We start from the raw sequence: 19527 nt of genomic DNA, 5'->3' as shown, positions 1-19527 counted from the left end.
GCGATTATGCAGACCCAGGCTTCAACAGGCCATAACGGGTCACACGGACCAGGATGGAGAGGGAGAGCCCTCGCAGGACACGCGGGAGTTTTCAGGAGGTGTCCATGACGCAGGACGTCAGCGCCCGCCCCGCGGGGCCGGAGCCAGATCCCGTCCCCGGCCCACCGGACGAGCACGCGCACGGCGGCGTACTGGTCTCCATCGGTGCGCTGCTGCTCGGCATGCTGCTCGCCGCCCTCGACCAGACCATCGTCTCCACCGCGCTGCCCACCATCGTCAGCGAGCTCGGCGGCATGGAGCACCTCTCGTGGGTCGTCACCGCGTACCTGCTCGCCGCGACGGCCGCGACGCCCCTCTGGGGCAAGCTCGGCGACCAGTACGGCCGCAAGAAGCTGTTCCAGATGGCCATCGTCATCTTCCTGATCAGCTCGGCGCTCTGCGGAATGGCGCAGAACATGCCGCAGCTCATCGGCTTCCGCGCGCTCCAGGGAATCGGCGGCGGCGGACTGATGGTCCTGTCGATGGCGATCGTCGGTGACATCGTCTCGCCGCGCGAACGAGGCAAGTACCAGGGCCTGTTCGGTGCGGTCTTCGGCGCGACGAGCGTCCTCGGGCCGCTGCTCGGCGGCCTCTTCACCGAGCATCTCAGCTGGCGCTGGGTCTTCTACGTCAACCTGCCGATCGGTGTCGTCGCGCTCGTCGTCATCGCCGCGGCCCTGCACATTCCGGTGCGTTCGACGAAGCACGTCATCGACTACCTCGGCACCTTCCTGATCGCGGCCGTCGCCACCTGCCTCGTCCTCGTCGCCTCGCTCGGCGGCACCACCTGGGGCTGGGGATCGCCGCAGATCATCGTCCTCGCCGTGCTCGGCGTCGTGCTCGCCGCGGCCTTCGTGGCAATCGAGCGCAGGGCGGCCGAACCGGTCATCCCGATGAAACTGTTCCGGGTCAGGACGTTCACGCTCTCCGCGATCATCAGCTTCGTGGTCGGCTTCGCGATGTTCGGCGCGATGACGTATCTGCCGACGTTCCTCCAGGTCGTCCAGGGCGTGACGCCGACGATGTCCGGCGTGCACATGCTGCCGATGGTGATCGGCATGCTGATCTCGTCGACGGCGTCCGGCCAGATCGTCAGCCGTACGGGCCGCTGGAAGGTGTTTCCCGTCGCGGGCACCGGGATCACGGCGCTCGGCCTGCTCCTGCTCCACCAGCTCGACGAGAACAGCGGCACGGGCGAGATGAGCGCCTTCTTCTTCGTCTTCGGCTTCGGGCTCGGCCTGGTCATGCAGGTCCTGGTCCTCATCGTGCAGAACGCGGTCCCGTACGGGGATCTGGGCGTGGCCACGTCCGGTGCCACGTTCTTCCGCTCCATCGGAGCCTCGTTCGGCGTCGCGATCTTCGGCACGATCTTCGCCAACCGGCTCGTGACCAAGCTCAACGACGCCGTGGCCGGGCAGCAGCTGCCGCCGGGCGTCAGCGCCGACTCCCTCAAGGCGGACCCGCGCGGCATCGCCGAACTCCCGGCGGCGGTGCGGCCCGGCGTCGTTCACGCGTACGCCTCGTCCATCACGGACGTCTTCCTGTACGCGGCGCCGGTGGCCCTGGTCGCCTTCGTCCTCGCCTGGTTCCTGCGCGAGGACAAGCTGCGCGGCTCGGTCACGGCGCCCGACCAGACCCAGACGCTCGCCAGCAATCCCGTCGAGCGTTCGTCGTACGACGAGGTGGCGCGGGCGCTCTCCGTCCTCGGCACGCGGGAGGGCCGCCGCCAGATCTACGTACGCATCACCGAGCGCGCGGGCTACGACCTGCTGCCCGGCGCCAGCTGGCTCCTGCTGCGGATCAGCCGCCACGGGCACGTCGAACCGGCGATGCTCGCCGAGCGCACCACCGTGCCCCTGTCCGTGATCACGGCGGCGTCCCGCCAGGTCGAGGAGCGCAGGCTCGCCCGGCGCCAGGGCATGGGCCTGACGCTGACCGACGAGGGCCGGGCGGCGGTCGCGAGGCTGGCCAAGGCCCGCGAGGAGTCCCTGGCCGAGCTGCTCGGCGACTGGTGGGGGCCCGACCGGCCCACCGACCTGGTCAAGCTCGTCGAGGAGCTCGGCGCCGAGATGTGCGGCTCCGACGCCGAACAGCCGCGCAACGGCAGGTCACCACAGCGCGGGGTGGCGGCCTGAGCGGCGCCGCCACCCCGCTCCCGGTTCGCGGAATCAGGTGGATGGGCGTCAGGTCAGCTTCAGCTTCTTGGCGTACCAGCACTCCGCGTACATGCGCTCGGTGAGCGGCGCGCTCTCCTCGTAGCCGTGCCGGGCGTAGAGCGCTCTGGCCTCGACGAGGTCGAGGCGGGTGTCGAGGATGATGCGCTCGGCGCCGAGCGCGCGGGCGGCGTCCTCGGCGGCGGCGAGCAGCAGGGCTGCGCCGCCCTTGCCGCGCATGTCCTCGCGCAGGAAGACGCGCTTGAGCTCGGCGGTGGGAGGAGCGGGCGGACCCGGAACGTCCGGCAGATCGTTCATGAGTCGCACCCCGGCCGTGCCCGCGGGCTCGCCCCCGTACCGGGCGACGAGGAGGGTGCCGGTGGGCGGGCACAGGTCGCCGCCCGTCTCCGCCGCGACCTCGCGCTCCAGCTCTCCGGGGTCGGTCCTGCGCCCCTCGTGGAGGAGGTAATAGCGGTCGCTCACCTCGGTGTAGTACGCGCGCCACAGTGCGGCGGCGACGGGCGAGTCGACGGCTTCGGGGGCGACGGTCCAGGCGGCGGTGGCCGGGGTGCCGTTCTCGATGCGGGTGGTCATGGGCCATTCTCGGGACGCGACTGCCGTGCCCCGCAAGCTAATTAGGGGGGCGCCGCGGCCTTGCCGGGTCGCTCGGTCAGGCGAGCCGGTCAGGTGAATTGCTCAGGTAAGTCGCAGAGGTAAGCCACAGAGGCAAGTCGCAGAGGTAAGTCGCTCAGGTGATCCGGCCAGGTGATGAGCCGGTCAGTCCTTGCGGCCGGTGGCGGCGATGCTGACGCCGAGCCCGATCATGGTGAGCCCGCCGACGCCGCCCACGGTCGAGAGCCGCCGCGGCGAGTGCGCGAACCAGCCGCGCGCGGTGGCCGCGACCAGACCCCACACGCTGTCGGACGCCAGGGCGATGGCGTTGAAGACCAGGCCGAGCAGCAGCATCTGCAGCATGACGTGCCCCTGCTCGCGGTCGACGAACTGCGGCAGCACGGCGGCGAAGAAGACGATGGTCTTGGGGTTGGCCACACCGACGGCGAACCCTTCCCACAACGTACGCAGCCCACTCTGGGCAGGGGCGTCACCGGTGAACGCGGCGTACAGCGAACGGCGTTGGCGCACCGCCTTGACCCCCAGATACACCAGGTAGGCGGCGCCCAGCAGCTTCAGCGCCGTGAACACGACGACCGAGCGCTCCACGACGGAGCCGATGCCGAGAGCGACGGCGACCACGAGCACGTACGCGCCGATCGTGTTTCCCACCACCGAGGTCAGCGCGGCACGCCGTCCCTGCGCCAGCGCCCTCCCGATCACGAACAGGACGCTGGGCCCGGGAATCACGATGAGCAGGAACGACATGGCCGCGAAGGCGAGTATCCGATCGGAGGACATCATGAGCCCATGGCACCACAGGTCCACCGCCCCTCGACATCGCTTTTCCGCGGGGCCCCGCGGAGCGTGGGCCAGCCCACGGCTAGCCCTTGGGCGCGGCCTGCTGCACGACCTCGAACGACCACACGGCGGCACTGCTCGACGCGGGCTTGGGCCGCTCCCCACCACCCGCGGCGCCACCCTGGTGCGCGGCCTTCATCGGTCCCTCCATCCACGCCTGGAAGGACTCCTCGTCACGCCAGCGCGTGTAGACGAGGTAGTCGTCGGTCCCTTCGATGGGGCGGAGCAGCTCGAACCATTCGAAGCCGTCCGAGTTCTCGACGGCACCGGCGCGGGACGCGAAGCGCTTCTCCAGGGTTTCCCGCTGCTCGGCGGGAACGGTCAGCACGTTGATCTTGACGATGCTCATGAGGCCATCCTGCCGCAGGGGCTTCCGGCCGCTGTGACCGACCTGAGGGGTGGGGGGTCGGTGTCGCGTCTGCTGTGTCTTGGGTGTCCACTGCGGGTCTTGGATGTCCACTGCGGCCACTGTGTCTGATGCGGCCACTGTGTCTACTGCGAGTGCTGCGACGCGGACGTCGGTTTGTCGGACGGGGCCGGGCGTCGGGGACGCCGCCCAGTGCTGCCGCCGGGTGTGTCGCGGCCAGGGTGTCGGATGCGAGGGAGCGGCGGTTCATGCCCCTAGCCCCTGTTCGGGGGGCGTTCGCTGTCCGGGTGGCGTTCGCTGTTCCGGTGGCGTTCGCGCCAGGATTCGGCCACCTCCTCCACGTCGAAAGGCTTCAGGCCCAGGGGTGGACCCGGTGGTGGCAGGCGCAGGGCCTCGGTGATCTTGGCGTTGAGGGCTGTCACCAGGCGGCGGGCCGCTTGTTCGGAGGGGGCGTCGGGGGCCGCGGCCAGAACGTCCTCCGCCTCCTTGCGCAGGGCCAGGGTCGGGGGGAGGTGGGAGAGGCCCTCGCGGGCCATCTTCTGCTTGATCCACCACTGTTCGTCGTGTGACGTGGTGTTCAGGCCGTCCGGCAGCGGCTTGCCGCGACCCTTCAGGGTGGCGAAGTCGCCCCGTTCCTCGGCCTCGCGGATCTGCTTGTCGATCCACGACTCGAAACTGACCTCAGGTGGTTTCCGTTCAGTCATGCGTCCATTGTTCCAGGCGACCGTGCGGTCACGTGAGGTGCGCCATAGGATGCGGCGGCGCGGGGGCGTGTGCGGCCGTCGCGTTTTCTGGACGCCGAGAGCTGGGGGAGCGTACGTGCTGGAGCTGACCATGGCCTCGTTGGCCGGGGCGGACGAGGGGGCGACCGCGGGCATGCTCATGGCTGACGCCCCGAGCGCGCCGGGTTCCGTGCTGCGGGTGGGGCGCGATCGCGGGGTGTGCCGCCTTGTGCCGCCGGATGACTGGCTGTTCGTCTCGCGTACGCATCTGGAGTTCCGCTGCGGGCCCGACGGAAGCTGGACCGTCACGTGGGTACGCGGGTCGCATCCCGAGCCCGCCTCGGAGGTGCGGCTCAGTGTGGGCGGGAGGCCGGCGCCCCTTGCGTACGGGGGGACGGCTCCGTTGCCCCGGGGTGAGTCCGGTGACGTCGTCATCCAGGACCGGGCCGGGCCTCGCAGCGTGCATGTCGGGTTTTATCTGGAGGGTTGAGCCGCCTGGTGGTGTGGTGGGTTGGTGGGCGTGCGTGCTTGCCGTTTGGCTGGTGGGGCTCAGTCCAGTACTCGGGCCAGGGCCAGGCCGTCGTAGCCCTTCGTGCCCACCGTCTGCAGCGCCGTTCCGCTCAACTTCGGGTGCGTGGCGATGAGTTCCAGCGCCTTGCGTGTTCCCTGCACGCCGGGGTCGGTGCTGTCCGCGTCGACCACCGCGCCGCTGCGTACGACGTTGTCGACGATGATGAGGCTGCCGGGGCGGGTGAGCTTGAGCGACCACTCGACGTAGTGCGGGTTGTTGGCCTTGTCCGCGTCGATGAACACCAGGTCGAAGGGGGCCGCCTCCTCGGACACGAGTGCGGCAAGTGAGTCGAGTGCCGGGCCCACCCGGACCTCGGTGAGCTTGTCGAGGCCGGCGCGGGCGAGGTTGCCGCGGGCCACGTCGGCGTGCACCGGGGAGTACTCCAGAGTGACCAGGTGGCCGTCCGCGGGCAGGGCGCGGGCCAGCCAGATGGTGCTGTAGCCGCCGAGCGTGCCGATCTCGAGGATGCGGTGCGCGCCCTGGATCTGGGCGAGGAGCTGGAGCAGCTTGCCCTGGTTCGGCGCGACGCTGATCTGCGGCAGACCGGCTGCGTCGCTGTCGTGCAGGGCCGCGGCCAGGGCCTCGTCGGCGGGGGCGAGCAGGTCGGTGAAGTAGGTGTCCACCGCGGTCCATTGCTGCTGGGGCATGGGGGCCTTTCCGGGGCAATCGCTACTCGTTAGGTTCGCTAATGATGTTAGTGGGGGTGGGGTCGATTGTCAGTGGGGGCTCGCATACTGAGGTCGATGGGTTGTGGTGGCGTTGGGAGGCCGCCCTTGGAGGGGGCGGGTGCGCGCGACCAGGACTTCACGGACTCCGTCGGCGTACGGCACGGGTGCCCACCACGATGCGCCGGCCCGTTCCGCTGAACTCGGGCGGCTGCCCTGCGGGGCTTTTCCCCAACCCCGCCCCTTCCCGAAAACCCGCTCTGGCGCGGGGGCCTTGGTTGCCGTCATCACCGGCTTCGCCGAGTTCGTCCTCAAGCGCCGGACGGGCTGAGAGGGGCGGGCGGGTTTCCACCTGGACGCGGGGCCTTGCGTGCCGTCGGTCACCGGCTTCGCCGAGTTCGTCCTCAAGCGCCGGACGGGCTGGGTGGGGGGCAAGGTGGGCCCCCGGCTCAGCTCAAGCTGAGCTGGTTTCCCTCAGGTCGGCCGGGCTTGCCTCCACCGCCGGGCCGGACCCCGGCAAAGGGCGGCCCGCGCTTTCTGTCGTGAACCAGACCGCGATGCCGCCCACCACGGCCGCCGCCATCATGTAGTAGGCGGGCATCATCATGTTCCCCGTTGCTCCGATCAGCGCCGTCACCACCAGCGGTGTCGTGCCTCCGAAGATCGACACGGAGATGTTGAAGCCGATGGAGAGCGAGCCGTAGCGGACCTTGGTCGGGAAGAGGGCGGGGAGTGTCGACGGCATCGACGACGTGAAGCAGACCAGGAGCAGGCCCAGCGCCGCCATGCCCAGGCCGATCGCCCAGAGCGAGCCCTGGCGGATCAGGAGCAGGGCGGGGACCGAGAGGAGCAGGAAGCCCGCGCAGCCCGCCGCGATCACCGGGCGGCGGCCCACCCGGTCCGTCAGCGCGCCCGCGAACGGCTGCACGCACATCATCAGCGCCATCACGGCGAGCACGACCAGGAGTCCGTGCGTCTCGTCGTACTTGAGCTCGCTCGTCAGATAGCTCGGCATGTACGACAGCAGCATGTAGTCCGTGACGTTGAAGACCAGGACCAGGCCCATGCAGAGGAGGAGGGCCTTCCACTGGCCCGTCACCATCTCGCGCAGGCGCACCTTCGGGCGGGACTGCTCGTCCTTGTGTGCCTTGGCGAGCTCCGCGGCGAACGCCGGGGTCTCCTCCAGCTTCATCCGCAAATACAGGCCGATCAGGCCCATCGGGCCCGCGATCAGGAACGGGATGCGCCAGCCCCAGGAGAGGAGGTCGTCGGTGGAGAGCAGGGCCGTCATCAGGGTGACCAGGCCCGCGCCGCCGATGTAGCCGGCGAGGGTGCCGAACTCCAGCCAGCTGCCGAGGAAACCCCGCTTCTTGTCGGGTGCGTACTCGGCGATGAACGTGGAGGCGCCCGCGTACTCGCCGCCCGTCGAGAAGCCCTGCACCAGGCGGGCAAGCAGCAGAAGGATTGGGGCGCCCACGCCGATCGACGCGTACGACGGGATCAAGCCGATCGCGAACGTGCCCGCCGCCATCATGATCATGGTGAGGGCGAGGATCTTCTGGCGGCCGATGCGGTCACCTAGCGGCCCGAAGACCATGCCGCCCAGCGGGCGGATCAGGAACGCCGCGGCGAAGGCGCCGAAGGTGGAGAGCAGCTGCGCCGTGGGGTTGCCCGAGGGGAAGAAGACCTTGCCGAGCGTCACGGCGATGTAGCTGTAGACGCCGAAGTCGAACCACTCCATCGCGTTGCCGAGAGCCGCCGCCTTCACTGCCCGCTTGACCAGCGCCGGGTCGACGACGGTGACATCTCCCGAGGCGGGCGCGGACGGAGGGGCCTGCGTCCGCGAGGTCTGCGGGGATACGGGTGCGAGGGGTGCGGCTGCCGGCAAGGGTTCGCTCGCCTGCCTCTCGGTTGACGACAAGGACAGAGCCGCCCGGCGAGGGGCGGCCCGCAGGCGACCATAGGTGTAGACGGCACCATTACGTTCAGTGCCCGGCCAACCGCGTACTGTCCGGAATGTGCCGCTATCCAGGGCGAATGGTTCCGCTTGTGACGGTGGCGAGAAGCCGTTCTTGTGATCTAAGTCGCGGCTCGCGCAAGGAACCGCCCGCGGGGGCCCGAATCGTCGTTCCATGGATGGGAGGTGGACGGGGTGTGGAGATCCAGTTGATGGTCGGACAAAAAGGGCCGGTTAGGAAGTCTGCGCAAAAGCCGGTAGAAAACGGTGTGGCCGACAGGTGAAATGGGGGTGCGGCGCGTCTCACCAGAGGGCGCGAGCCCTTCGGGTCCGACCGCACATCTCGGGGCCGACGGAGAACTCTCGGGACCGGCCGGACGTTGGGACCGAGCAGAGACGACGAGCGGGCGGGAGGGCCGACGGGGCGTGGCGAATGTCGAGCACGGAGGACCGGGAAATGCCTTTGGGACGGGGGCACCCGGCACACCGACAGCGCGGATCGGGGCGATCCGCGTCGCCCTCTGGCTGATCGCTGCAGTACTCGCGGTACGCCAGGCGGCCGTCGTCCTGCGAACGCCGAAAGGCGAGCGGCTCATCGATCTCGAGACCTGGATCGGCCCGGACGGCGTCCTGCATGTGAACGGCTCCTTCTACGACGCGGACAAGTTCACCGGCACCCCCTTCGCGGGACTCGTGCTCAAACCGTTCTCGCGCGCGGCCGAGCAGGCGCTCGGCTGGGGCTGGACGTTCGGCACGCTGATCCTGGTCGTGCTCCTCGGCATGGTCGCGGCTCGGGCGCTGCCGCAGCCCGTGTCCCGGCGCACCTCGCTGCTCGCCGCGCCCGTCGCGATCTGCCTCCTGATGCTGTCGCTCCCGGTGCGCAACACCCTGTACCTGGGCCAGACCAGCATCTTCCCCGTGCTCCTCGTCCTGCTCGGGTGCTTCGCGGTCCGCGGGGAACGCGCCAGCGGCGTCCTCATCGGCATCGGGGCCGCGCTCCAGCCCACGCTGCTGCTCTTCGCCGCCCTCTTCTGGTTCACCGGCCGCAGGCGGGCCACCGCCTCCACCGGCGCCACCTTCCTCGCCATCACCGCGCTCGCCTGGGCCGCGATGCCGCACGATTCGTGGACGTACTGGATACACCACCTGGCGGGAGCGGGCCTCGGCGCGAGTCCGGCCGGTCTCGCCAACCAGTCGCTGCACGGCGCCCTGCTCCGGTTCGGCCTCGAAGGGCCGCTGGAGATCGGGCTCTACGTGGCCCTGAGCGCGGTCGTCGTCTGGTTCGGCGTGCGCCGGGCCGTGCGCTACGCCAAGGACGGGCAACTGCTGCTCGCCGTCGCGATCACCGGCTGTGTCGCCGTCGCCGTGTCCCCGACGACCTGGCAGCACCAGCTCCTGTGGGTGCTGCTCGCGGTGGTCGGCCGGGCCGGCAAGAAGCAGTCGGACCGGTACATGTGGCCCGTCGCCGTCGTCCTCGTCTCGACGCTGCCGGCGAAGATGATGCTGCCGAACATGCCGGTCGTGGAGCCCATCCGCGACAACGTCGTCCTGATCGCCGCGCTCGCCGCCGCCACGGTGGTGCCGTTCCTGTCCCGTACGGACCCGCGGTACCAGGAGCCCGTCCCCACCGACTACGCCAGGCCCGCGCCCGCACGCTGGAGTTGGGTGCCGCTGCTCCCGTTCTGGCGGCGGGTCACCACCCGGCCGAACCTCCTGCTCGAACTGCTCCTGATCCGCGTCGGCTACTCCGCCTACCAACAGGCGCGGCTCGCCGCGACGGGCGGCACCAACTCGGGTGGACGCGCCACCGCCGAGCAGCACGGCGAGCAGGTCCACGCGATCGAGCAGTTCCTGCACATCGACATCGAGCACTGGGTCAACCACGCGGTGGTGAAGGTCAGTTGGCTCGAAGAGTTCTTCAACTTCTACTACACCTCGTTCCACTTCGTGGTGCCGCTGACGGTCCTCGGCGTGCTCTACGTCCGGCGTCCCGCCGACTACCGCTGGGCGCGCTCGGCCCTCGGCTTCGCCACGCTCCTCGCGCTCGTCGGGTTCTGGCTCTACCCGCTGGCCCCGCCGCGCCTGATGCCCGAGCTGGGCTTCATCGACACGGTGCACGGCGTGCAGGACTTCACCCAGCCGGACTACGGCACGCTGACCGCGCTCACCAACCAGTACGCGGCGATGCCCTCGCTGCACTTCGGCTGGTCGCTGTGGTGCGGTGTGGTGATCGTGGCCCTCGCGCCGAGGTGGTGGATGAAGGCCTTGGGCCTGCTGCATCCGCTGTGCACCGTCGCCGCGATCGTCGCCACCGGCAACCACTGGGTCCTGGACGCGGTGGGCGGCGCGGCCGTCGTCGGCGCGGGCTTCGGCATCGGCTACCTCCTGGCAGGACCCCGCGTCGCCAGGACCCTGAAGGTGGCCACGGGGGCGGAGCCGGTCACGGGCGCGGAGCCCGTCACGCGCGTGAAGCCGGTCATCGACATGACGAAGGACTCGGCGAAGGACCGTACCCCGAGCTGATCGTGTACGTGCCCGGTGCGGACACCGTGAGCCGGGTGAACTCGCCGTGCCGCTCCAGGCAGGCCCCCTCGGCCCGGAGCCACGGCGAGTACACCAGGCGAAGCGTCACCGGCCCGCGCGTGGGGACGCGCACCACCATGGCCGACCCGGTGGACTTCACGACGGTCGCCGGCCTCGACACCATCGGCACCGCGTCCTTCACCCGGAACACCCGCCAGTGCGCGTCCCGCCACACCGGCTCCAGCCACTTGGGGCCACTGGCGACCAGGGCCGCCTCGTCCTCGGCGAACCCGTCCGGCTTGCCCGACGGCAACACCACGTAGCCGACCGCCCACTTGTCCAGCCACGCCCGGTAGGTGGTGGCCGAGAACGACCCGTCGTAGAAGAGCCGCCCGCGTTCGATGTCGAGCTGCCGGTTCCAGCCGCGCGCCATGTTCACGTACGGCGCCAGGGCCGTGGCCTCGCGGTGGTTGCGGGCCGGGACCACCTCCACGCGGCCCCGGTCGGCGCCGAGCCGCTCCAGCTCCCGCACCACGCCCTCGGTGTCGGCGGCCCACTTCGGCACGGCCGTCGACACCGTCAGATCGTCCGCGGTCTTCTGCCCGACCCACGCCGTGGACAGCACGAGCGCCACGGTGAGCACGACACGGCGTACGCGGGACAGCGCGGGCATCAGCAGGGCGCCGAGCAGCGCGGCGGGCGCGAGCAACTCGGCGAGGCGCTCCACGTTCGTGCCGATCGGGGACGGGATGAGATAGGTGAGGACCGTCCCGGCCGCGTACACCCCCGCCCCCCACCGCAGTACGCGCCACTCGCGCGGAGCCGCCACGATGAGCGCGAGGCCGAACAGCACGGGCGGGAAGATCCGGTCGAACGGCATCAAGTGCTCGCCGGAGAAGGGGAAGAGCGCGGTGGTCACGCCCACGACCACCACCGGCGGCACCATCAGCGCCGCGGCCCGCCCCCAGTCACGTACGAGGAAGTAGGCGGCGCCCGCCACCACGAGGAAGAGGCCCGCCACCGGACTGGACATGGTGGCGAGCGCCGCGCACACCACGGCCGCCACCACACGCCGCTCGCGCACCAGCATCAGGCATGCCGCGAACCCGAAGGCGATGCCGAGGGCGAACGTCGTGCGCCCGGACGCGACGTTGCACCACACCGCGAGCGAGGCGAGCACCGCGGGCCACAGCGGGCGCCGCATCCCGGTGCGTTCGACGAGCGCGGCGACCAGCCAGGCACCGGCGACACCCGACACCACCGTCACGGTCTTCACGCCCACGGCGGCCATCAGGTAAGGCGAGATCAGGCTGTAGTTGGCGGTGTGCATGCCGCCGTACCAGAACAGGCCGTACGCGGCGGCCCCGTGCTCCGACGCGAACCGCGCCCACGCCTCCTGGGCCGCCAGGTCGCCGCCGCCGGTGGCGAGGAACGCCGCCCACACCGCGTACAGCGGAAGCGTGGGCAGCGTGGCGACGAGCGGAACCCGGTGGCGTCGGCAGAATTCCCGGAAGGAGGTCTTCCGCTCCGAGGGTGTGCTGCCCGACGGCGCGAGAGAGAGACCAGCGGAGACCACGGCACCGTTTCCGTTCGAAGTCTTGGAGAGGCAACGTTTGCTTCTCAAGACGCGCAACGCAACAGAAACGTTGGCTCCGGACGGTTCATGGCCGGATATGTGCCAGGGGGAGGCAGGGGCAGGGCGTGGGAGGTGTCGCCCCTGCCTCCCTGGCGGCGGGTCAGCCGGTGCTGACCTGCAGTTCCTTGACGCCGTTCAGCCAGGCCGAGCGGAGCCTGCGGGGGTCGGAGACCAGTCGCAGGTCGGGCAGCGCGTCCGCGATCGCGTTGAAGATGAGGTTGATCTCCAGGACGGCGAGGGACTTGCCGAGGCAGAAGTGCGGGCCTCCGCCGCCGAATCCGAGGTGCGGGTTCGGGTCGCGGGTGATGTCGAACTTCATCGGGTCGTCGAAGACTTCGGGGTCGTTGTTGGCCGAGGAGTAGAAGATGCCGACGCGGTCGCCCTGCTTGATCTTCGCGTCGCCGATCTCGGTGTCCTGGGTCGCGGTGCGCTGGAAGGAGACGACGGGGGTGGCCCAGCGCACGATCTCCTCGGCGGTGGTCTCGGGGCGCTCGCGCTTGAAGAGTTCCCACTGCTCGGGGTGGGTGAGGAAGGCGTGCATGCCGTGGGTGATGGCGTTGCGGGTCGTCTCGTTGCCGGCCACCGCGAGCAGGATGACGAAGAAGCCGAACTCGTCGGACGAGAGGTTGCCCTCGTCCTCGGCGGCGACCAGCTGGCTGACGATGTCCTTGGCCGGGCACTCCTTGCGAGCGGCGGCGAGATTCATCGCGTAGGAGACGATCTCCATGGCCGCCTCGGCGCCGACCTCCTCGGTGATCGCGTACTCCGGGTCGTCGTAGGCCGCCATCTTGTTGGACCAGTCGAAGATCTTCGTACGGTCGTCCTGGGGCACGCCGATGAGCTCGGCGATCGCCTGGAGGGGAAGTTCCACGGCGACGTTGGTGACGAAGTCGAAGGAGCCGTCGGCCGCGGCGTTCGCCAGGGCCGTCTCGACGATGGAGCCCGCGCGCTCGCGCAGGGCGTCCTCCAGGGAACGTATGGCGCGGGGGGTGAAGCCGCGCTGCACGATCTGGCGGACGCGGGTGTGCTCGGGCGGGTCCATGTTCAGCATGATCAGCTTCTGGACCTCGATCTGGTCGCGGCTGATCGTCTCGTTGAACCGGATGACCGCGGTGTTGAGGTTCGAGGAGAACAACTCCGGGTGCGTGGAGACGTACTTGACGTCCGCGTGCCGGGTGACGGCCCAGTAGCCCGAGTCGTCGAAGCCGGAGATGCGTGGCGGCTGGGCGATCCAGCGCACCGGTTCGGTCTGCCGCAGCTGGGCGAACTCCGGGTGGGGCACGCGCTCTTGGAGCAGGTCGGGATCGGTGAAGTCGAACCCGTCGGGCAGCGCTGGACAGGGCATCGGCAACTCCAGGAGTTCAGTTCTGGCAGCTCTGTAGCTGTCCTGACGGTCCATCAGGAGATGACCCGCAAGGTAGTAACGGGTTCTACAAGTGGCAAGGCCCGCGTCGGGGTCGCTTCCCCAAGCTCTTAAAGATCAGGGGAGGCCCCACTGTGTACGTCCTGCGCAAGGTGCGTGCAAGCCCCTTGCGGTGCCGGGGTCGCGCTCAGCAGACTGCTTGCAGAACTAGAACGCGTACTAGTTCTCCGCGTGGGTGCCGGGACACTCGCGCGGGATGCGGATGGAGAGGACGCCCATGGCCGCGGAACCTGTCATCGTCGAAGCCGTACGCACCCCCATAGGTAAGCGCGGCGGCGCGCTCGCCAATCTCCACCCCGCCTATCTGCTCGGTGAGACCTACCGCGAGCTCCTCGGCCGCACGGGCATCCACGCCGACTGCGTCGAGCAGATCGTGGGCGGCACGGTCACGCACGCCGGGGAGCAGTCCATGAACCCGGCACGCACGGCCTGGCTCACCATGGGCCTTCCGTACGAGACCGCCGCGACGACGGTGGACTGTCAGTGCGGCTCGTCGCAGCAGGCCAGCCACATGGTCGCCAACATGGTCGCGGCCGGTGTCATCGACGTGGGCATCAGCTGCGGCGTCGAGGCGATGTCGCGGGTGCCGCTGGGGTCGGGCTCCAAGCACGGTCCTGGCAAGCCGTTCCCCGAGGAGTGGAACGTCGATCTGCCCAACCAGTTCGAGGCGGCCGAGCGGATCGCCCGTCATCGTGGCCTGACCAGGGAGAACGTCGACTCGCTCGGCCTCATCTCGCAGGAGCGCGCCGCGACCGCCTGGGCCGAGGAGCGCTTCAAGCGCGAGACGTTCGCCGTCCAGGTCCCGACGACGGAGGAGGAGCAGGCCGCCGGGCAGGGCATGTGGCGCCTCGTCGACCGGGACGAGGGGCTGCGGGACACCACGATGGAGGGCCTCGAGCGGCTCAAGCCGGTGATGCCGACCGCCGTGCACACCGCGGGCAACTCCTCGCAGATCTCGGACGGCGCGGCGGCGATCATGTGGGCGTCGAAGCGGATGGCGCGGGCCCTGAAGCTGCGGCCGCGCGCGCGGATCGTGGCACAGGCGCTGGTGGGCGCCGATCCGCACTTCCATCTGGACGGACCGATCGACGCGACACGGGCGGTGCTCGGCAAGGCGGGGATGTCCCTGAAGGACATCGACCTCGTGGAGATCAACGAGGCGTTCGCATCGGTGGTGCTGAGCTGGGCGCAGGTCTTCGAGCAGGACCTGGAGAAGGTGAACGTGAACGGGGGCGCGATAGCCATCGGCCACCCGGTCGGGGCGACCGGGGCGCGGCTGATCACCACCGCCCTGCATGAACTCGAGCGGCGGGACAAGGAGTTCGCGCTGATCACGATGTGCGCGGGCGGGGCCGTCGCCACGGGGACGATCATCCAGCGGCTGTAGGCCGTTTCCGGAAGCCGAAAACGCCGGACGGACTGGAGTATCCAGCCTGTCCGGCGTTTGAGGACGAACTCGGCGGAGCCGGTGATCTCCGGTGCGCCGCGAGGGAGTTCGCTCAGTACGAGCCGTTGGCCTGCCAGTGGTTCCACGCGCCGACCGGGCTGCCGTAGCGGTCGTTCATGTAGTCGAGGCCCCACTTGATCTGGGTCTCGGGGTTGGTCTTCCAGTCTGAGCCCGCCGACGCCATCTTCGTGGCGGGCAGGGCCTGGACCAGGCCGTAGGCGCCGGAGGAGGCGTTCGTGGCCTTGGGGTTCCAGCCGCTCTCGTGCTCCACGATCTTGCTGAACGCCTTGTACTGAGCGGGGTCCGGGATCATCTTCTTCGCGATCGCCTGGGCCGAGGAAGGCGCCGCGGCGGGAGCGGCGGCCGGAGCCGCGGCCTTCGCCGCCGTGGGGGTGGCGGCCTGGGCCGCGCCCGCGCTGAACACCATGCCGGTCGTGGCGACGGCCACGGCGGCACCGGTGAGGGCCTTCTTCGGGGTGGCGATACGGCGGAGGAGCGTGGCGGACAAAGCGTGGCCTTCCGTGGGGGACATGGTGTCGCGGGCATGCCGTGGGCCACGGGGGTGTGGCCGGAAGAATGCGTCGGCGCCGTGGGCCTTGCGACCGGCGGCGCCGTGCGACTCGATCCAGAGAAGCAGGGCTGCCACGTCTCCGCAATGACCCTTTTTACTAGTGGATGTCGCATGTGTGCGGAAGGTCCCTCATGTGACGTGGCTCTCAATCCGCAGGTCAGCGCAGGTTTTGACGCGTACGTGCCACCAGGCTGCCGCTACGGCCCGCCCTAGTAGAGGACCAAAGTACTGTGGGCCGCCTCACCGCGAAGGACCCCGAAGGGCGACGGAGAGTCACCGGCCACTCACGGCTTCGGCCCCTCGAATGTGACCTGTGCCTCGAAGGCGGCCCGGCGAGTGGCCCGGCGCAGCGCCTTCAGGACGGCGGGGCCGAGGGCGAGGCTCAGCAGGACGGTCACGACGGCGCGGGGCAGGTCCCAGCCCAGCGAGGTCGCCAGGCAGTACGCGATGAAGCGGCCGAGGTTGTCGCCGACGGGGTCGCCGGGCACGAAGGAGACGCCGGTCGCGAGGCCGCCGAGGTAGGGCCACCCCTGCAGATTCATGACGGTCCCGTACAGGACGGACGAGACGGCCCCATAGGCGGCGAGCAGCCACAGCTCCCCGCGCCCGCGCAGGGTGTCCGGTCCCGGCAGCAGCCCCGCCCCCATGCAGACCCACCCCATGGACAGCATCTGGAACGGCATCCACGGCCCGACGCCGCCGGTGAGCAGCGCGGAGGCGAACATCGACACGGCACCGAGCACGAACCCGAACCCGGGTCCGAGCACCCGCCCGCTGAGCACCATCAGGAAGAACATCGGCTCGATCCCGGCCGTCCCCGCACCCAGCGGTCGCAGTGCGGCACCGGCGGCTGCGAGCACCCCCAGCATCGCGATGGCCTTCGCGTCGAGCCCGACATCGGCGATGGTCGCCACGACGACGGCGAGCAGCAGCGGAAGCAGCGCCGCGAACAGCCAGGGCGCGTCCTGCGCGTGCGCGCTCAGCCCTGACTCCCCGCCCGCGATCAGCGGCCACCCGAAGGCCACGACGCCTACCGCGCTGACGAGCGCGAGGGCGCCGATCGAGCGCGGCCCCAGGCGGATGGGACGGGCCTGCCGGGCCACGGGGGAGCCGCTCACGGGGTACCGCCCTCGGCGCCCAGGGCGTCCCGTACCTCGGTGACCGTCAGCCACTTCTGCGGGGCGAGGATCTTGGTGGTCTGCGGGGCGAAGGAGGGGGAGGAGACCACGATGTCGGGGGTGGGGCCGTCGGCGACGATCTCACCGTCGGCGAGGATCGCGACCCGGTGGGCCAGTTCCGCGGCCAGTTCCACGTCGTGTGTGGCGAGGACGATGGCGTGGCCGTCGGCGGCGAGGCCGCGCAGGAGCGTGACCAGGCGGGCCTTGGCCGCGTAGTCGAGGCCCCGGGTCGGCTCGTCAAGGAGGAGCAGCGGCGGCCGGGCGGTCAGGACGATCGCCAGGGCCAGGGTGAGGCGCTGGCCCTCCGAGAGGTCGCGGGGGTGGGTGTCGTCCGCGATACCGGGGAGCAGCTCGGTGACCAGCGCGCGGCAGGTGCCGGGCGCCGCCCCCGCGTCCTGGTCGGCGGCCGTGCACTCGGCGGCCACCGTGTCCGCGTAGAGGAGGTCACGTGGCTCCTGGGGGACCAGGCCCACGTGCCGGATCAGCTCGCGGGGGCCGGTGCGGTGGGGGATCGCGCCGCCGACGCGGACCGAGCCGGCCGCCGGTTCGAGCAGGCCCACCAAGGTGGCGAGGAGCGTGGACTTTCCGGCGCCGTTGCGGCCCATCAGGGCCACCGTCTCGCCCGCGGAGACCGTGAGGTCCACGCGGCGCAGGGCCTCCACCCGGCCCCGGCGCACGGCAAGACCCGTGACGCTCGCGGCGGCCGCCTCGGGTGCGTCGGCCTTCGTACGCCTGCGGAGCCGGGCCAGGCCGGTCGCGGGGCGCTCAGCAGGGCGCGCGGCCGTGCCGGCGTCCCGCGGTCCGGCCCCGGCCAGCCGCTCCCGCAGCGAGCCGGCCTGCCTCCTGGCGTCCCGCACCGTCAGCGGCAGCGGGGACCAGCCCACGAGGCGGCCGAGGCCCACCACCGGCGGGAAGACCGGCGAGACGGCCATCAGCGATGCGGGGTCGCCGAGCACGGGCGGCTCACCCGGCGCCGCGAGCAGCAGGACCTGGTCGGCGTACTGAACGACCCGCTCCAGGCGGTGCTCGGCCATCAGGACCGTCGTGCCCAGGTCGTGCACGAGGCGCTGCAGCACGGCGAGGACCTCCTCGGCGGCCGCCGGGTCGAGGGCCGACGTCGGCTCGTCGAGGACGAGGACCTCGGGGTGCGGCGTGAGCACCGAGCCGATGGCGACGCGCTGCTGCTGGCCGCCGGAGAGCGTGGCGATGGGCCGGTCGCGCAGATCGGCGAGGCCGAGGAGGTCGAGGGTCTCCTCGACGCGGCGGCGCATCACGTCGGGGGCGAGCCCGAGCGACTCCATCCCGTACGCGAGCTCGTCCTCGACCGTGTCCGTCACGAAGTGCGAGAGCGGGTCCTGGCCCACCGTGCCGACGACATCGGCGAGTTCACGCGGCTTGTGCGTACGCGTGTCGCGCCCCGCCACCGTCACCCGGCCCCGCAGCGTGCCCCCGGTGAAGTGCGGCACGAGCCCGCTCACCGTGCCGAGCAGCGTCGACTTGCCGACCCCCGAAGGCCCGACGAGGAGCACCAACTCGCCCTCGGGGACGGCGAGATCGACCCCGCGCACGGTGGGCCCCGCGACCCCTTCGTACGTCACGGAGACATCCTCGAAGCGGATCATGAGGGCTCCTTGGTGCGAGCGGGGGCGGAAGGGACGGGGGAAGCGGGGGCGGCGGAGTCGGCGGGCACCGGTGCCACGAAGGCGGGCAGCAGTCCGATGAGGACGGCCACCGCGGGCCACAGCGGCAGCGTCGGCGCCGTCAGGGGGACGACCCCGGGGTGCAGGGCCGCCGCGTCGTACGAGGCGGCCCAGATCATCAGGCCCGCCACCGCGAACCCCGACCCGGCGACGAGCCAGGCGCGCACGCCCCACGCGTCGGGGCGGTAGCGGGTGCGCACGGAGCGCCGGCCGCCGAGGCGGAGCCCGGCGAGGGCGGCGACGAGACCGACGGCGAGGACGGGCAGGCCGTACTCCGTGCCGTCCGCGGTGAGCAGGCCGTACGTGCCCACGCAGACGCCCATCAGACCGCCGAGCGTCAGGGCCGCCGTCGCCCTGCGCACCCCGGCCGGAACCGGCGCGCTGCGGCCGAAGCCGCGCGCGTCCATCGCGGCGGCCAGCGCGACCGACCGCTCGAGCGCGCCCTCGAGGACCGGGAGCCCCACCTGGAGCAGCCCCCGGATGCCCCTGTCCGCACGCCCGCGCAGGCGCCGCGCGGCACGCAGGCGCTGCACATCAATGATCAGGTTCGGCGCGAACGTCATCGCGACGACGATGGCGACCCCCACCTCGTACAGCGCGCCCGGCAGCGACTTGAGCAGCCGTGCCGGGCTCGCCAGGGCATTGGCGGCGCCGACGCAGATGAGCAGACCGGCCAGGCGCACCCCGTCGTAGAGCGCGAAGAGCAGCCCCTCGGCCGTCACCCGGCCCCCGATCCGCACCCCCTTCGCCCAGTCGGGCAGCGGCACTTCGGGGAGCGTCACGATGACGTGCGTACCGGGGATGGGGGAGCCGAGGACGACGGCGAAGACGAGCCGGATCGCGATCACGACGAGGCCCAGCTTCACGAAGGCCCCGTACGACCGCGCCCACGGGGCCGAGGTCCTGCGGGCCGCGACGACATACCCCGCGACCCCGATGAGGAGACCGATCAGCAGGGGATTGGTGGTGCGCGACGCCGCGACGCCGAGCCCGAGCGCCCACACCCACCAGGCGCCGGGGTGCAGCGCGTTGCTCCGGTGCGCCTCGGGGGCCAGACGCCTCCGCGGCGCACCGGGAGCGGTGCTCGGGTGATCGGTCATCG

The 19527-nt window shown here is 70.9% G+C and carries 16 protein-coding genes; 4 read left to right on the top strand and 12 right to left on the bottom strand.

Annotated features, from left to right (window positions below; translation table 11 throughout):
* Positions 1-104: 104 nt before the first annotated feature.
* Positions 105-2174: a DHA2 family efflux MFS transporter permease subunit gene (locus ACWD02_RS01335; RefSeq protein WP_451203244.1), complete on the top strand. Its 2070-nt coding sequence runs from the start codon at positions 105-107 to the stop codon at positions 2172-2174.
* Between the two features lie 48 nt (positions 2175-2222).
* Here ACWD02_RS01335 and ACWD02_RS01330 read toward each other — a convergent pair whose 3' ends face one another.
* The 4 genes from ACWD02_RS01330 to ACWD02_RS01315 all read right to left on the bottom strand — a co-directional run bounded on the left by ACWD02_RS01330 (position 2223) and on the right by ACWD02_RS01315 (position 4736).
* Positions 2223-2786, bottom strand: a complete 564-nt coding sequence (locus ACWD02_RS01330) for a GNAT family N-acetyltransferase (protein ID WP_451203242.1) — start codon at positions 2784-2786, stop codon at positions 2223-2225.
* A 183-nt stretch (positions 2787-2969) separates the two neighbouring features.
* Entirely contained in the window at positions 2970-3608 is a 639-nt protein-coding gene (locus ACWD02_RS01325) for a LysE family translocator (protein WP_451203239.1), read from the bottom strand.
* A gap of 79 nt (positions 3609-3687) precedes the next feature.
* Positions 3688-4014 carry an antibiotic biosynthesis monooxygenase family protein gene (locus tag ACWD02_RS01320; protein ID WP_451203238.1) on the bottom strand — a complete coding sequence of 109 codons (327 nt, stop codon included), beginning with the start codon at positions 4012-4014 and terminating at the stop codon, positions 3688-3690.
* 272 nt (positions 4015-4286) lie between these two features.
* Positions 4287-4736, bottom strand: coding sequence for a DnaJ family domain-containing protein (locus ACWD02_RS01315; protein ID WP_451203235.1), 450 nt, complete (start codon positions 4734-4736; stop codon positions 4287-4289).
* Between the two features lie 115 nt (positions 4737-4851).
* On the opposite strand from ACWD02_RS01315, the gene ACWD02_RS01310 reads away from it, so the two are divergent.
* Positions 4852-5244 (top strand): hypothetical protein, encoded by a 393-nt coding sequence (locus ACWD02_RS01310; protein ID WP_451203233.1) that lies wholly within the window; start codon positions 4852-4854, stop codon positions 5242-5244.
* A gap of 59 nt (positions 5245-5303) precedes the next feature.
* On the opposite strand, the gene ACWD02_RS01305 is transcribed toward ACWD02_RS01310, so the two are convergent.
* Together ACWD02_RS01305 and proP are read right to left on the bottom strand one after the other, a co-directional pair.
* Positions 5304-5972, bottom strand: coding sequence for an O-methyltransferase (locus ACWD02_RS01305; RefSeq protein ID WP_451203230.1), 669 nt, complete (start codon positions 5970-5972; stop codon positions 5304-5306).
* 472 nt (positions 5973-6444) lie between these two features.
* Positions 6445-7878 carry a glycine betaine/L-proline transporter ProP gene (gene proP, locus ACWD02_RS01300; RefSeq protein WP_451203227.1) on the bottom strand — a complete coding sequence of 478 codons (1434 nt, stop codon included), beginning with the start codon at positions 7876-7878 and terminating at the stop codon, positions 6445-6447.
* A 495-nt stretch (positions 7879-8373) separates the two neighbouring features.
* Between proP and ACWD02_RS01295 the strand changes: the two genes are divergently transcribed.
* Positions 8374-10470, top strand: a complete 2097-nt coding sequence (locus ACWD02_RS01295; RefSeq protein WP_451203224.1) for a bifunctional glycosyltransferase 87/phosphatase PAP2 family protein — start codon at positions 8374-8376, stop codon at positions 10468-10470.
* Here the strand turns inward: ACWD02_RS01295 and ACWD02_RS01290 are convergent.
* Positions 10424-12046: a hypothetical protein gene (locus ACWD02_RS01290; protein WP_451203221.1), complete on the bottom strand. Its 1623-nt coding sequence runs from the start codon at positions 12044-12046 to the stop codon at positions 10424-10426. The two genes, ACWD02_RS01295 and ACWD02_RS01290, sit on opposite strands and share 47 nt — an antisense overlap.
* A gap of 160 nt (positions 12047-12206) precedes the next feature.
* Positions 12207-13451, bottom strand: a complete 1245-nt coding sequence (locus tag ACWD02_RS01285) for a cytochrome P450 (RefSeq protein ID WP_451203218.1) — start codon at positions 13449-13451, stop codon at positions 12207-12209.
* A 295-nt stretch (positions 13452-13746) separates the two neighbouring features.
* Here ACWD02_RS01285 and ACWD02_RS01280 point away from each other — a divergent pair, with 295 nt between their 5' ends.
* A complete protein-coding gene (locus tag ACWD02_RS01280) occupies positions 13747-14916 on the top strand; it encodes a steroid 3-ketoacyl-CoA thiolase (protein WP_451203215.1) in 1170 nt (389 codons plus the stop codon).
* 112 nt (positions 14917-15028) lie between these two features.
* On the opposite strand, the gene ACWD02_RS01275 is transcribed toward ACWD02_RS01280, so the two are convergent.
* The 4 genes from ACWD02_RS01275 to ACWD02_RS01260 all read right to left on the bottom strand — a co-directional run bounded on the left by ACWD02_RS01275 (position 15029) and on the right by ACWD02_RS01260 (position 19525).
* Positions 15029-15484, bottom strand: coding sequence for an aggregation-promoting factor C-terminal-like domain-containing protein (locus ACWD02_RS01275; RefSeq protein WP_451204335.1), 456 nt, complete (start codon positions 15482-15484; stop codon positions 15029-15031).
* A gap of 347 nt (positions 15485-15831) precedes the next feature.
* Positions 15832-16665, bottom strand: a complete 834-nt coding sequence (locus ACWD02_RS01270; RefSeq protein ID WP_451203212.1) for an ECF transporter S component — start codon at positions 16663-16665, stop codon at positions 15832-15834.
* Entirely contained in the window at positions 16662-18347 is a 1686-nt protein-coding gene (locus ACWD02_RS01265; protein WP_451203209.1) for an ABC transporter ATP-binding protein, read from the bottom strand. Before ACWD02_RS01265 ends, ACWD02_RS01270 begins: the two co-directional genes overlap by 4 nt.
* Entirely contained in the window at positions 18344-19525 is a 1182-nt protein-coding gene (locus ACWD02_RS01260; protein WP_451203207.1) for an energy-coupling factor transporter transmembrane component T, read from the bottom strand. The genes ACWD02_RS01265 and ACWD02_RS01260 overlap by 4 nt, the downstream gene beginning before the upstream one ends.
* Between the last annotated feature and the right edge of the window lie 2 nt (positions 19526-19527).

It is taken from the genome of Streptomyces sp. NPDC002853, assembly GCF_053591915.1.
Note: the sequence above shows the minus strand (reverse complement) of the source record. Positions and strands in the feature narration are given on the sequence as shown.